The 13822-nt window shown below is 66.3% G+C and carries 13 protein-coding genes; 7 read left to right on the top strand and 6 right to left on the bottom strand.

From position 1 onward, the window contains the following. Nucleotides 1-128: 128 nt before the first annotated feature. Nucleotides 129-1658 (bottom strand): aldehyde dehydrogenase, encoded by a 1530-nt coding sequence (adh, locus tag ABQY74_RS00635; RefSeq protein WP_104554704.1) that lies wholly within the window; start codon nt 1656-1658, stop codon nt 129-131. Between the two features lie 238 nt (nt 1659-1896). On the opposite strand from adh, the gene ABQY74_RS00630 reads away from it, so the two are divergent. Continuing rightward, a complete protein-coding gene (locus ABQY74_RS00630; protein WP_349792884.1) occupies nt 1897-3786 on the top strand; it encodes a sigma-54-dependent Fis family transcriptional regulator in 1890 nt (629 codons plus the stop codon). A gap of 123 nt (nt 3787-3909) precedes the next feature. Here ABQY74_RS00630 and ABQY74_RS00625 read toward each other — a convergent pair whose 3' ends face one another. The 4 genes from ABQY74_RS00625 to ABQY74_RS00610 form a co-directional block, all read right to left on the bottom strand. Further along, a complete protein-coding gene (locus ABQY74_RS00625) occupies nt 3910-4689 on the bottom strand; it encodes a hypothetical protein (RefSeq protein WP_260400692.1) in 780 nt (259 codons plus the stop codon). After that, the gene (locus tag ABQY74_RS00620; protein WP_039517928.1) at nt 4599-4979 is read right to left on the bottom strand and encodes a cupin domain-containing protein; all 381 of its coding nucleotides are present in this window, start codon (nt 4977-4979) and stop codon (nt 4599-4601) included. Before ABQY74_RS00620 ends, ABQY74_RS00625 begins: the two co-directional genes overlap by 91 nt. A 123-nt stretch (nt 4980-5102) precedes the next feature. Further along, nucleotides 5103-5402, bottom strand: a complete 300-nt coding sequence (locus ABQY74_RS00615; RefSeq protein ID WP_115510599.1) for a hypothetical protein — start codon at nt 5400-5402, stop codon at nt 5103-5105. A 137-nt stretch (nt 5403-5539) separates the two neighbouring features. Next, nucleotides 5540-7678: a TonB-dependent receptor gene (locus ABQY74_RS00610; protein ID WP_349792882.1), complete on the bottom strand. Its 2139-nt coding sequence runs from the start codon at nt 7676-7678 to the stop codon at nt 5540-5542. Between the two features lie 157 nt (nt 7679-7835). Here ABQY74_RS00610 and ABQY74_RS00605 point away from each other — a divergent pair, with 157 nt between their 5' ends. The 5 genes from ABQY74_RS00605 to ABQY74_RS00585 all read left to right on the top strand — a co-directional run bounded on the left by ABQY74_RS00605 (nt 7836) and on the right by ABQY74_RS00585 (nt 11937). Beyond that, the gene (locus tag ABQY74_RS00605; RefSeq protein ID WP_349792880.1) at nt 7836-9038 is read left to right on the top strand and encodes an amino acid aminotransferase; all 1203 of its coding nucleotides are present in this window, start codon (nt 7836-7838) and stop codon (nt 9036-9038) included. Nucleotides 9039-9300: 262 nt separating this feature from the next. Beyond that, entirely contained in the window at nt 9301-10317 is a 1017-nt protein-coding gene (locus ABQY74_RS00600) for a class 1 fructose-bisphosphatase (RefSeq protein ID WP_016903904.1), read from the top strand. Nucleotides 10318-10629: 312 nt separating this feature from the next. Continuing rightward, entirely contained in the window at nt 10630-11097 is a 468-nt protein-coding gene (locus tag ABQY74_RS00595) for a LuxR family transcriptional regulator (protein WP_104574794.1), read from the top strand. Between the two features lie 79 nt (nt 11098-11176). Continuing rightward, entirely contained in the window at nt 11177-11563 is a 387-nt protein-coding gene (locus ABQY74_RS00590) for a hypothetical protein (protein ID WP_104574792.1), read from the top strand. 119 nt (nt 11564-11682) lie between these two features. Beyond that, nucleotides 11683-11937 (top strand): DUF2164 domain-containing protein, encoded by a 255-nt coding sequence (locus ABQY74_RS00585; protein ID WP_039509942.1) that lies wholly within the window; start codon nt 11683-11685, stop codon nt 11935-11937. Nucleotides 11938-12086: 149 nt separating this feature from the next. On the opposite strand, the gene ABQY74_RS00580 is transcribed toward ABQY74_RS00585, so the two are convergent. Further along, nucleotides 12087-12728: a TetR/AcrR family transcriptional regulator gene (locus ABQY74_RS00580; protein ID WP_039529326.1), complete on the bottom strand. Its 642-nt coding sequence runs from the start codon at nt 12726-12728 to the stop codon at nt 12087-12089. Nucleotides 12729-12906: 178 nt separating this feature from the next. On the opposite strand from ABQY74_RS00580, the gene ABQY74_RS00575 reads away from it, so the two are divergent. Next, nucleotides 12907-13821 carry an NmrA family NAD(P)-binding protein gene (locus ABQY74_RS00575; RefSeq protein ID WP_349792877.1) on the top strand — a complete coding sequence of 305 codons (915 nt, stop codon included), beginning with the start codon at nt 12907-12909 and terminating at the stop codon, nt 13819-13821. Nucleotide 13822 lies beyond the last annotated feature (1 nt).

Genomic DNA, 13822 nt, shown 5'->3' with positions numbered 1-13822 from the left:
GCACTCCTGTCGCTGTCGTTGAGGAACCTTAGCCCCGGGCCGCAACCGGGGCCTTGATCGAGGTCAAAGCCGCGGCGCGCGCGGTGCCAGCCGATCGTCGCCGCGCACGAGCGCGACCGGCATGGGTGTCAGAAGAAGCCCAGCGCCTTGGGCGAATAGCTCACCAACAGGTTCTTGGTCTGCTGGTAATGGTCGAGCATCATCTTGTGATTCTCGCGGCCGATGCCCGACTGCTTGTAGCCGCCGAACGCGGCATGCGCCGGATACGCGTGATAGCAGTTGGTCCACACGCGCCCGGCCTGGATCGCGCGGCCCATGCGGTACAGGCGCGACGCATCGCGACTCCACACACCGGCACCCAGGCCGTACAGCGTGTCGTTGGCGATCGCCAGCGCTTCGGCCTCGTCCTTGAAGGTGGTCACAGACACCACCGGCCCGAAGATCTCTTCCTGGAACACGCGCATCTTGTTGTGGCCCTTGAACACCGTCGGCTTGACGTAGAAGCCCTCGGCCAGCTCGCCATCGAGCGTGTTGCGTTCGCCGCCGATCAACACCTGCGCGCCTTCCTGCTTGCCGATGTCGATATAGGACAGGATCTTTTCCAGCTGCTCGCTGGAGGCCTGCGCGCCGACCATGGTGTTGGGATCGAGCGGGTTGCCCTGCTTGATCGCGGCCACGCGCGCCAGCGCCTTTTCCATGAACCTGTCGTAGATCGATTCCTGGATCAGCGCGCGCGAGGGACAGGTGCACACCTCGCCCTGGTTGAAGGCGAACAGCACGAAGCCTTCCACCGCCTTGTCGAGAAAATCGTCGTCTTCGGCCATCACATCGGCAAAGAAGATGTTCGGCGACTTGCCGCCCAGCTCCAGCGTCACCGGGATCAGGTTCTGGCTGGCGTATTGCATGATCAGCCGGCCGGTGGTGGTTTCGCCGGTGAAGGCGATCTTGGCGATGCGCGGGTTGCTGGCCAGCGGCTTGCCGGCCTCAAGCCCGAAGCCGTTGACCACGTTGAGCACGCCCGGCGGCAGCAGGTCGCCGATGACTTCCATCAATACCAGGATCGAGGCCGGGGTCTGCTCGGCCGGCTTCATCACCACGCAGTTGCCGGCGGCCAACGCCGGTGCCAGTTTCCAGCACGCCATCAGCAGCGGGAAGTTCCACGGAATGATCTGCCCGACCACGCCGAGCGGTTCGTGGAAGTGATAGGCGATGGTGTCGCTGTCGATCTCGGAGATGCCGCCTTCCTGCGCGCGGATGGCGCCGGCGAAATAGCGGAAGTGATCCACGCACAACGGCACATCGGCATTGAGCGTCTCGCGCACCGGCTTGCCGTTGTCCCAGGTCTCGGCATGGGCGAGCAGTTCCAGATTCTGCTCGATGCGGTCGGCGATCCTGAGCAGCACATTGGAGCGCTCGGTGGTGGAGGCCTTGCCCCAGGCGTCCTTTGCCGCGTGCGCGGCATCCAGCGCGGCTTCGATGTCCTGTGCGTTGGAGCGCGCGATCGAGGTGAACACCTTGCCGTTGATCGGCGTGGTGTTGTCGAAGTATTGGCCGCTGTGCGGCGCCACCCACTTGCCGCCGATGAAGTTGTCATAGCGCGGTTTGAAGATGGACTGCGGGTCGGTGTTCAGCGGCTTGGCGGATGTGACGGCATTCATCGGTGTCTCCTGCGGTACATGGGAGGAAGCCCGTGACGGGCGTCTCCGTTGTCACGCAAGGGCGATGCCAGGTTTTGCCTGCTGCACTGCGTCAGCCCGATCACGCCGCAGGTGCGACCGATGGGCGCGGTCTTCGCTGCGGCGCATCACGCGCGGCGCTTGCGCTGTGTCCGCAAACATGGTGTTTATCGCGACAGTGATCTTCTGGACTGTCGCAGATTGCGACACGAGGTGGCGGATGGCGATGTCGACGGAGCAGCAGCTGGGCCGGGCGCGGCGCTCGTTCTTCGAGCGTGGCGCGATGCCGGCCGGGCAGGTACCGGACGCGATCCTGCAATCGTGGCGACGCTGCCAGCGCCAGGGCTTGGCCGCCGAGGCGGCACCGGCGATCGAACCGGTCAGCGCCGCACGCCTGCGCGAGATGCGCGAACGCCACGAAACCCTGTGGCGGCGCGCGCGCGCCGAGCTGGAAGGGCTGTCGGCCGACGCAGCGGCCACCGGCAGCGTCGTGCTACTCACCGACGAGGCTGGCTGGATCCTCGATGCCGAGGGCAGCACCGGCTTTCTCGAGCGCGCCGGGCGGGTGGCGCTGATGCCTGGCGCCTGTTGGAGCGAGAGCGTGTTCGGCACCAATGCCATCGGCACCGCGATCGTGGAGAGCCGCTCGATCGAGGTCCGCGGCGGCGAGCACTACCTCGCCCCGCACGGCATCCTCAGCTGTGCCGCGGCACCGATCTTCGACCCTTACGGGCAGCTGGTGGGCGTGCTCGACATCTCCGGCGACGCGCGTCTGCAGCATATCCACGCGCTGGGGCTGGCGCGGCGCGCGGTCGCCAGCATCGAGCACCGCTACTTCGACGACGGCATCGCCGATTGCGAACTGCTGCGCGTGCACCACGACCCGGCCCTGCTCGGCACCGCGCGCGAGGGCCTGCTGGCATTCCGCGGCGGGCGCCTGGTGGCAGCCAACCGCGCCGGCCTGCAGCTGTTCGGGCTGGAGCGCCATGAACTGGGGCGCGCGCGCTACGACGCGCTGTTCGAGGAGCCGCTGACCCGGCTGCGCCACGACGGCGCCCTGTTCGATCGCCAGGGCCGCGCCCTGTACGGGCGCGTGGACGAGCGCGGCGACGCGCGGCCGCGCCGGCGCGCCACGCAGCCACCGATCACGGTCTCGGCCGCCCGCCAGGACGGTGACCGCGACGCGCCGCTGTTCGAGGCCGAGATCGAGCGCCTGCTCGGGCGCGCCTGCCGGGTGCTGGATGCCGAGCTCCCGGTGCTGGTGCAAGGCGAGACCGGCACCGGCAAGGAGGTGTTCGCGCGCGAGCTGCACCGCCGCTGCACGCGCGCCGCCCGCCCGTTCGTCGCGGTGAACTGCGCCGCGCTGCCCGAGGGTCTGATCGAGGCCGAGTTGTTCGGCTACGAGGACGGCGCCTTCACCGGAGCGCGCAAGCACGGCAGCCCGGGGCTGCTGCGCCAGGCCGAGGGCGGGGTGCTGTTTCTCGACGAGATCGGCGACATGCCGCTGGCGCTGCAACCGCGGCTGTTGCGCGTGCTGCAGGAGCGCGAACTGTCGCCGCTGGGTGGCGGCAAGCCGGTGCGGCTGGACTTCGCGCTGATCTGCGCCACCCACCAGGACCTGCAAGCGGCGATCGCCGACGGCCGCTTCCGCGCCGACCTGTACTACCGCATCGCCCATCATGCGGTGGCGCTGCCGGCGCTGCGCGCGCACGCCGACCGCCCGCTGCTGGTGCAGGAGCTGTGGCAGCGCCTGGGCCAGGGCCGCCGGCTCAGCAGCGACGCGCTGCGGGTCCTGGCCGATTACGACTGGCCGGGCAACCTGCGCCAGCTCTCGGCCTGCCTGCGCACGCTGGTGGCGCTGAGCGAACCCGGCGAGTGCATCGACCGCGACGCACTGCCGGGCTACCTCGCCACCCGGACCGCAGTGTCGGCGGTCGCCGGTGCAGCACCGGCACCGGCACCGGCACCGGCCGATAGCCTGGAGCAGATGGAGAAGGCGGCGATGCGGCAGGCGCTGGACGCCTGCGGCGGCAACGTCGCGCAGGCGGCACGCCGGCTCGGCATCAGCCGCAGCACGCTGTATCGCCGGCTCGGCCCGCAACGGGCCTGACACTGGGCGCGCAAACGCATCGCCCACCGACGCGGCCCGGCAGGGCGCGGATGCGCGTGCCCACCGCCAAGAACCCCTCGCCGTGGATCGCGACGGGTGACTTGCACGCCATGCGCACGCACCTCAGCCGCGCGGTGCAGTCGGCTTGAAGACGTCGGGATCGGCCATGGCAGCAGCGCAGTCCTGCACGTTTCTCAGGTGATAGGACTGCAACTGCCAACCCGCTGTGGCCGATGCCGCAGTCCACCGATACGTCCAGTGATAGCGCATCCCCGCGCCACATGCGTCGATGGCGACCGCATCGCCAGGCTGACCATGTTCCGGGAAGGCCACCTCGCTACTGGCCAGGTCTGCACGCCCGCCGGCAGCTGGCGCGTGCGTGCGGTAACTGGTGCGCAGCTGGCCTAGCTCGGCGGCGCTTGCCGGGGGCTGTTGCCTGGACGGCTGCGCCAGCAACCAGCGATGCACCTGCGCCACGGCGGGGCTATCGGCCGGAAAGGTCCGCGTTACCTGCAGCATGCCTGGTTCCGCGGGTGCAGCGGCATTGGCGATGATGCCGCTCAGGAGACTGGTCGCGCCGAGCGCCGCAACCGACATCACGTGCAGGAATGTCATCCCATGCTCCATGCGTTGTGTGCAGAAATCCGAGCCTAGCACGCACCCCACGACCGGTTGGCCGCAGGCGCTGCGGGCGATGCCGTGCAGGACCAGGTGCGCCCTACCCAGCTCGGTGTTTGCAATAACCCGCCATGCAGAAGTGGCTGCGTCGATGCAAACCGATGCCGCCAGCACCCGCGCGCCGAGCGCAGCGATCAGATCCAGACGTCGTTGTCTGCGGTGTATGCGCCGCCCGCATCGCCGGTATTGACCACGCCGCGCGGCTCGACCAGCAGCACGCTGCATTCGTGCTCCGCCGCCGGGCGGTGTTCGACACCCTTGGGCACCACGTGCATCTGCCCGGCCGACAGCGCCACCACGCCGTCGCGAAATTCGATGGTCATGTTGCCGTCCAGCACGATGAACACCTCGTCCGTGTCCGCATGCTGATGCCACACGAACGCACCTTGCAGCTTGACCAGTTTGAACTGGTAGTCGTTCATTTCCGCGACGACACGCGGGGACCAGTGCTGCGACAGCAGGGCGAGCTTGTCGCTGAAATCGATCGGGGCGTAGCGCGTGTTCAACGGGAACATCCTTGTGCGGGGAATGCGCTTGCAAGCTTAGTGCATCGCATTGCCGGCAGTCACCGCTGCATCAACGCGGCGCATTGCAGCCGCGCGGCGAACAGCGCAAGCGGTTTGCCCGGCGCGATGGGTTCATGCGCGCGCGTTGCTGGCGTCTGCCGCGCGCCACGCCCGCACCGCTGCGATGACCTGCGTACCGTGACTGGCGCTGACATCACGCGCGGCAAAATCGTGCGGCCGCCATTGCACCTTCGCGGCCAGCCGTGCGCAGGCGGCATGCCCGTCTGCCAGCACGTCGGCCTGCTCGGTTGCGTTCAATGCCAGCAGAAGCGAGAAGCCGGTGGCCGAGATCGTGCAGTTGATGTCCAGCCAGTAGCGGTTGTCTGCGCGCAGGAGAAACCAGCCTGCGGGGGCGTGATCGATGACGATCATGGTGGGCTCTGGTGTGGTGGTCATAGGTGTGGCGTGTCGATGGCGGACCGCGTGCGTTGGCGGGACCGCTTCGTCGCGCCCGGGTGCGCTCCTACGGGCGGTGTGCATGTTGTTGAATGCGCACCGCCTGCGGTAGCTCAGCCGCCGAAATCCCATTGCAGGCCGACCGTGTAGGTGCGGTCCGGACCCGGTTCGTAATAGCGCCCGTTGCCGTCGTTGACGATCACCGAGCCGATGTAGTGCCGGTCCAGCGCATTGTCGATGCGGGCGAAGGTGCGTAGCCCGCCCAGCGTGGTGGTCCAGCGCCGGGACGCTTCCAGGTTGACCAGCGCGTAGCCGGGCGCACGCTCGCTGGCCAGGTCGTTGACCACGGTGGCGTCGGAGGCCACCGTTTCGGCGGCGAACTGCCATTGCGCCGGCTGCCACTGCCAGCGCGCGAACAGCTGCTGGCGCGGCACGCCCGGCAGGCGCGCGCCGCTGGCCACCGGTGCGGTGGGCGTGGCGCAGCCGCTGCTGGCGCAGGTGAGGTAGCCATCGCGCACGGTGGCATCGACGAAGGTGTAGGCCAGTTGCAGCTGCTGGGTGGTGCCCACCGGTTGATTCCAGCTCAGCTCCGCGCCCTGGCGGCGGGTGGCACTGATGTTGCGATAGGTGCTGCGCCCATTGGTGTTGCTGGCCACGGCCAGTTCGTCGTCGGTGTCGGCGCGGAACAGCGCCACTTCCACCGCTGCGCCGCTCTGCGCGCGCCACTTGCTGCCGATCTCATAATTGCGGCTGGTCGCCGCGCCCAGATCCAGCGCCAGGCCGGCGCCGCCGTCGCTGCGATAACCCAGCTCGTTGAAGGTGGGCGTTTCGAACCCGCGCCCGACCGAGGCGTAGAAACGCAGGTCCTCGGCGGCACGGAACACGATGCCGGCCACCGGCGTGGTTGCCGAATAATCGCGCTGGCCGCTGTCGTCGGGGTTGCGCCCGAGGATGTAGTGATCGTCCGAGTCGAAGCGCACCTGGCTATGGCGCACGCCCAACAAGGCGGACCAGCGCGCGCTCCACTGCCACCACGCCTGCGCAAACTGGTCCACGTTCTCGACCTGGTCGCGCTGGTTGCGGCGCAGCGCGCCCTTGACGCCCAGCGTGTCGCCGACGAAGTTTTCGTAACCGGTGCGGTGCTGACGCTGACGATCGACATTCGCGCCCACGGTCAGCTGCAACGGCCGGCCCAGCGCCTCGCCCTGCCAGGCCCAGCGCGCATCGGCGCCTTCGTAATTGCTGTCCAGATCGATCACCCCGCCCGAATGCAGCGGGTTGCGCTGCACTGCCACCGGGATCGCCAGGAATTGCTCCACGCTGCGCTGCCCGCCGTAGGCCATCAGCCGCAGCGTCTGGCTGTCGAACTGCTGGGTGAAGATGGCGCCGGCCTGCGACTGGCGCACCGATTTGCGGGTGTTGAACTGGGTCGCCACCGCCGTGGCCTGCGCCGGGTCGGCATTGAACTGCGCGCGGGTCAGGCCGAGCGGGTCCTGCGCGTCGGGTGCGTCCAGGTAATTGAGCACCAGGTCCAGCCGGCGGCCGTCGGCCAGATCGAAGCCGAGCTTGGCGTTGACCGAATCGCGCTTTGCACGGCTATGGGCGCGGAAGCCGTCGGTTTCGAAATGATTGGCTGCCAGGTTGTAGTGCACCGCGCCCTGCTGGCCGAGCAATTGCGCACCCGTGTTGACGGTGGCATTGCTGCCGTAGGTGGCGCGCAGCCGCCACGGGTCGCCCGGCTTGCCGTCGGCGCTCCACAGCTGCAGCACGCCGCCAGAGGAGTTGCCGTACAGCGCCGAAAACGGGCCGCGCAGCACTTCCACCCGCTCGGCGCCCAGCACGTTGAAATGCGAGAGCTGGCCCTGACCATCGGGCATGCTGGCCGGGATGCCGTCGACCAGCAGGCGCACGCCGCGCACGCCGAAGGTGGAGCGCGCGCCGAAGCCGCGGATCGACAGCTGGGTGTCCTGCGCGTAGTTCTGGCGATCGCGCGCCACCAGGCCGGGGATGCCGTCCAGCAGCTCGGACACCTGCGCGCCGCGGCGGTTGTCGGCATCGGCCGCCACCACGGTGAAGGAGGCCGGCAGGTCGAAGTCGTCCACCCCGCGCACGCGTGCGGCGTCCACCTGCACGGTGGGCAATCGCTGGATCGGCGTGGAGGCGGGCGGCGCCGGATCGGCGGCCAGGACGGGCGGCGCGGCGCTCGTGGCGAACAGGCCGCAGGCGGCGGCCAACAAGGTAAGTCTGGGCATGGGCGTAGTGTCCCTCATCCGTACTGTGGCCGCATCGTTGCGTACGGAACGAAGCATGCTACGCCGGCCATGGGCTGCTACGATGAAGTGGTTTGGCCCAGCCGCGGCCGAACATCCCGGAAGTCCCTCACTCTTTCGTCCTTCAGCGAGTCATGCCGTGTCCTTCTTTGCAAACGTGGAACAGGTTCCAGGCGACCCCATCCTGGGCCTGACCGAGGCCTACAACGCCGACAGCCGCCCCAACAAGGTCAACCTGGGCGTGGGCATCTATTACGACGAAAACGGGCGCATCCCGCTGTTGCGCGCCGTGCACAAGATCGAGCAGCAGCTCGCGCTGGACGCCAAACCGCGCGGTTACCTGCCCATCGACGGCCTGGCCGCCTACGACAAGGCCACCCAGGAGCTGCTGTTCGGCGCCGAGTCGGCGCTGGTGGCCTCCGGCCGCGTGGCGACCTCGCAGACCGTCGGCGGCAGCGGCGCCTTGCGCGTGGGCGCGGACCTGCTCAAGAAACTGCTGCCCACCTCCACCATCGCCATCAGCAACCCGAGCTGGGAAAACCATCGCGCAGTGTTCGGCGCGGCCGGCTTCGAGGTCGTGGACTACACCTACTTCGATGCCGCCAGCCATGGGCTGAACTTCGACGGCATGCTCGCCGATCTGGCAAAACTCGAACCGGGCACGGTGGTGCTGCTGCACGCCTGCTGCCACAACCCGACCGGCGCGGACCTGAGCAAGGAGCAGTGGAAGCAGGTTGCCGGGCTGTTGAAGGAACGCAACCTGTTCCCGTTCGTCGACATCGCCTACCAGGGCTTCGACAAGGGCATCGAGGCCGATGCGTATGCGGTGCGCCTGCTCGCTGCCGAAGGCATCGACAGCTACGTGGTCGCCAGCTCGTACTCCAAGTCGTTCTCGCTGTATGGCGAGCGCGTGGGCGCGCTGTCGGTGGTCTCGGCCACTGCGACCGAAGCCAAGGCCGTGCAATCGCAGGTCAAGCGCATCATCCGCACGATCTACTCCAGCCCATCCACGCACGGCGCCGCCTTGGTGGCCGGTGTGCTGACCAGCCCGGAGCTGCGCGATCTGTGGGAGCAGGAGCTGACCGAGATGCGCGAGCGCATCCACGCGCTGCGCGCGGGCCTGGTGGCCAAGCTGGCCACGCTGGGCGCGCCGGAGTTCGAGTTCATCCAGCGCCAGGCCGGCATGTTCTCGTACTCGGGCCTGACCAGGACCCAGGTGGACCGCCTGCGCGAGGAATTCGCGATCTACGCGGTTGGCACCGGCCGTATCTGCGTGGCCGCGCTGAGCCAGCGCAACCTGGACTACGTGGCACAGGCCGTGGCCACCGTCAGCCGCATGTAAGCGCATCGCGATCGGCCGACACGGCCGACACCTGCAAACCGGGAGCGCGCCAGCCTCCCGGTTTTTTTATGCGTGTTCGCCGCTCCTGCGCGTGTGCAGAGCTGCGCCAAGACCGCGTGGTACATGTCGGCAACCCCAGTCTTGGGCACCACATTCGCGCATGTTCGATCAGGTTTGCTGCAAAACGCGCATCCAGTGATCGAAATCTAACGGCGCAATAGCGACAATGGCGGACCACTTCCTACACAGGCTGCCCGCTCCCATGTCGCGTCCCTCGCTGACCCGCTTCCTGATCGAAGAGCAACACGCCGGCCGTATCGACCCGGAATTGCGCCAGCTGATCACCATCGTCTCGCGCGCCTGCAAGCGCATTTCCATCGCCGTGAGCAAGGGCGCCCTGGGCGGCGTGCTCGGCGATGCCGGCACCGGCAACGTGCAGGGCGAGGCGCAGAAGAAGCTCGACGTGCTCAGCAACGACATCCTGCTCGAAGCCAATGCCTGGGGTGGCCACCTGGCCGCGTGCGCGTCGGAAGAAATGGATCACAGCCAGCCGGTGCCCGACCAGTACCCCAGCGGCGATTTCCTGCTGCTGTTCGATCCGCTGGACGGCAGCTCCAACATCGACGTCAACGTCTCGGTGGGCACCATCTTCTCGGTGCTGCGCGCGCCCAAGGGCACCGAAAAGCCCGGCGACGAGCACTTCCTGCAGCCGGGCACCCAGCAGGTTGCCGCCGGCTACTGCATCTACGGCCCCAGCACGATGCTGGTGCTCACGCTCGGCCACGGCACCCACGCCTTCACCCTGGAGCGCGAGGAAGGCAGCTTCCTGCTGACCCAGGCCAACATGCGCGTGCCCGAAGACACCGCCGAATACGCCATCAACATGTCCAACCAGCGCCACTGGGAACCGGCCATGCAGTCCTATGTCAGCGACCTGCTGGCCGGCAAGGACGGCACCCGCGGCAAGGATTTCAACATGCGCTGGATCGCCAGCATGGTTGCCGACGTGCACCGCATCCTCACCCGCGGCGGCATCTTCATCTACCCCTGGGACAAGAAGGACGCGTCCAAGCCGGGCAAGCTGCGCCTGATGTACGAAGCCAACCCGATGAGCATGCTGGTGGAACAGGCCGGCGGCGCGGCCACCACCGGGCGCGAGCGCATCCTGGACCTCCAGCCGACGCAGCTGCATCAGCGTGTGCCGGTGTTCTTGGGGTCGAAGAACGAAGTGAACGAGGCCACGCGCTATCACGTGGAGTTCGATAAGGCGCAGGGCTGAATTTTCGGCGCAAGCCACACGCCGCGCTGACGCATGCCAGACACCCGCCCCGTGCGGGTGTCTTTGTTTGTCACCACGGCTGATTGTGCAATCAATGATGGTCTGCAGAGCGACGAGAACTGCGCCAGCAGCCACATCCTGCGGTCGGTTGACTCACCACCGGGCAGCGGTGAGTATCGCCCTCGGGCCGGAGTGGGACGGTCTACGGGAAGTCGATCTCTACGCGCAATGCCTTGCAAGCAGTCGCCTGACTGCCCGCAGGGATCACATATCGATCAGGGAGTTCACATGAAGACCGCATGTGTTGCACTAGTGGCTGCCGTCATGTTGCAGGCCACACCCGCCTTCTCCGCATCAACCGCGCCATCGCCACTGGTCGGAACCTGGCTGCTGGATACCAGCAGCCTGCCGATGCCACCGGCTGCACGACCCAAACGTGTCGTCCTGGAGTTCAAACAGGTTCCAGGCAACAAGTGGGCCACCAACGCCGAGATCATCGAACACGACAACAAGACGCTGCAGGCGCAATCCACGCTGTTGCTGGACGGCACACCGGGCAAGGCCTCGGGCACCTACCTGGTGGATCGCGCCGCAGTCAAAATGCCCGAGCCCGGCGTGCTGGTGATGCAGTTGATGTATCAAGGTGTCCCGGCATCCACACGCACCTATACGGTCAGTGCCGACGGCAAGGTCATGACCGAGATTGAAGCGTACTTCAAGGATGGCAACCCGGTGATGCGCACGGCGTATTTCAAACGCGCGGCAAGTCAGTCCAAGTGAACACGGGCGAGCCGACGCCGCATCGCGGCGCGGCTCGTTTATTTGAGGAGCAGCGACAGTTTGAAGGCAGGGAGCCTGTATGCGCTATCTTTTACCGATCGATCTTGCAGCCACATTACGGCGCAGCAGGTCGGTCGAGCAGTTTCTCGGAAAAAGTCCAGTCGATGCAGCATACATTCGCCATGTCGAGTTGCGGCCGGCAAACAATTGCATCGAGGTATGGGTGTATGACGTCGAGGACGTTGGCAGCGAAGACTATTCGGATCTGTATGACTTCGCATATTTCGAGCCAGACGGACCCCGTGCCCCTGCCGCCATCTTTGCGGACGCAGCCGCTGCTGTGACGTATGCCAGCACATTCCTGGCGGCGGACCCTACGCGCTGGACTAACCTCGGGATTGCCGAGTCCGAATACCTTGACTACCTTCGGGCAGGCAGGCCTTCCCGTTGGCCGGTTGCCATCTGACCCTTCATCTCGATGCCGACCGGGCAAGCGCTTGGGTTCAACCGCCAGCCATCGCCCCAAGTTGCCTGTGTCGCAACGCAGATCGCCCCGATACCGCAGTTGAGCCAACCAGAGCATCCATGACCGAGATCAAATTCACCGAAGGCGAGCGGGCGGCGATCACCCGAAAGATCCAGCTATATTTCAGCGAGGAACTGAAGCAGCAGATCGGCCGCTTCGATGCGGAGTTTCTGCTGGATTTCTTCGCCGAAGAGGTGGGGGCCTATTTCTACAATCGGGGCGTCTACGATGCGCAGGCGATCGTTGCCAGCAAGCTGGATGACCTGGGTGAGGCGATCTACCAATTGGAACGCCCTACCGACTTCAAAAAGTGATCCGCCACCTCACGATGTCGCAGCACTGAGAAGTTTCATTTCGCTGCTGAGAGCAGGGACAACATGCGCGTGCCCAAGGACACCGCCGATACGCCATCAAGTCGCGTCGTTCCGTTGCGTTGTTCAAGGATTCCTGCAACTCAAGGGTGTCACTGAGGACTTCCGGTCTCCAGCTGGCCAGCAGCCTTGAGAAGTGCAAGCGCCCACTCCACACGCGCCGATGCGGTGGCGATCAGGTCGTCCGGGTGCTCGCCCAGCAGCGCGCGCAGTTGATGCGGAGCGAAGACCAGGTCGACGAAGTGGCTTGCCAACGCAGACGGATTGGCCGGTTGATCCGGGCCGTCCAGGATCGTCATCTGCACGCGCCGCAGCCCGCCCTCCCAGCCGATGCGGTTGACTTCAGCGGCAAGCGCTGGCGCGCGGATGGAGGTGCCGACGACCAGGCGCATCATGGCCACCGTCTGGGGCTGTAATGCATGCGCAAGTATCCCTTGTCCTGCGTGTCTCAGGCGCCCCTCCAGATCCATGGGGACGCTGGCTGCGGCAGGCAGCGGCTGGGTGTCGACATCGCGGCGGACCACCGCCTCAAAGATGGCGTCTTTGTTGGCATAGCGCGCGTAAAGGCTTGCCTTGCCCGCGCCTGCCAGCCGCGCGATGTCCTCGCACGAGGTGTGCTCGAACCCGCGTTCCAGGAAGAGTTGCAGTGCCGCATCGAGTAAGCGCCGTTCGACATCGCCCGCCTTATCGAGTGGCGGCCGTCCGCCTTTTGATTTTTGCTTGACCGCTTTCATGCACGAAAACTTACACGCCGCTTGCATTGCCATCAACTGAACGTTATCGTTCAGTTATTCGCTGCGTGGTCTGCCAAGCCGGCGAATGGCCTGGGTGCTGCGTGACAGACAGCCTGCATCTTCTGTCGCAGTTCCCGTTGCCGTCGTTGGCGCAAAAGACCCAAGCGAGAGGCAAGTCATGACGTCAGATGTGAGATCCCCAATCGTTGTCGCAGGCGCCACCGGCGACCTGGGTTGCCGCATCGCCTTTGCCCTGCAGGACCAGGGCGCCGCGGTGGTTGCGCTTGTGCGGCAAGGCGCAGGCAAGGACCGTATTGCGGCCTTGCAACGCAGGAACATCACGATCCGCTACGTCGAGATGGAAGACGCCAACTCATTGCGTGAAGCGGTCGGGAATGCGGCATGCGTCGTTTCCGCGCTCAACGGCCTGGAAGACGTCATGCTGGGTCAACAGGGAAAACTGTTGCATGCAGCGGTCAGCGCTGGCGTGCATCGCTTCATCCCGTCTGATTTCTCGCTCGACTATACGAAGACACGGCCGGGCGACAATCGAAACCTGGATTTGCGGCGCCGGTTCAGAGATCAACTGGATGCCGCGCCGATCGCGGCCACCTCGGTTCTGTGCGGCGGTTTTCTGGAGCTTCTCGAGGGCAGTGCGCGCCTTGTGGTGCCGGGCCGTCGCGTCATGCATTTTGGCGACGCCAACCAGCAGCTCGATTTCACCGCCAAAGATGACGTCGCCCGCTACACGGCGGCGGCGGCACTGGATTCCAGGGCCCCACGGGACCTGCGCATTGCCGGCAACAGCATTTCACCCAACGACATCGCGCAACTGCTCACCCAACTCACCGGGCAGCGCTATCGCACGCTCAGGCCCGGCGGGCTCGGGACGATGTCGGCAATCATCAGTGCGGTGCGTGCACTCACGCCCGCAAGCGATGATCCCTTCCCTCCCTGGCAGGGCATGCAATACCTGCGCGACATGATGAGCGGGCGCGGCAAACTGGTCCCACTGGATAACGATCGCTACGGTGCGCGCTCCTGGCAAACAGCCCGCCAGACACTGGCCAATACCTATGTACGGGAGTCCTGAG

This window comes from Xanthomonas sp. WHRI 7064 (genome assembly GCF_040202355.2).
Lineage (GTDB): Bacteria > Pseudomonadota > Gammaproteobacteria > Xanthomonadales > Xanthomonadaceae > Xanthomonas > Xanthomonas arboricola.
This window is presented reverse-complemented; position numbering and strand designations above follow the sequence as displayed.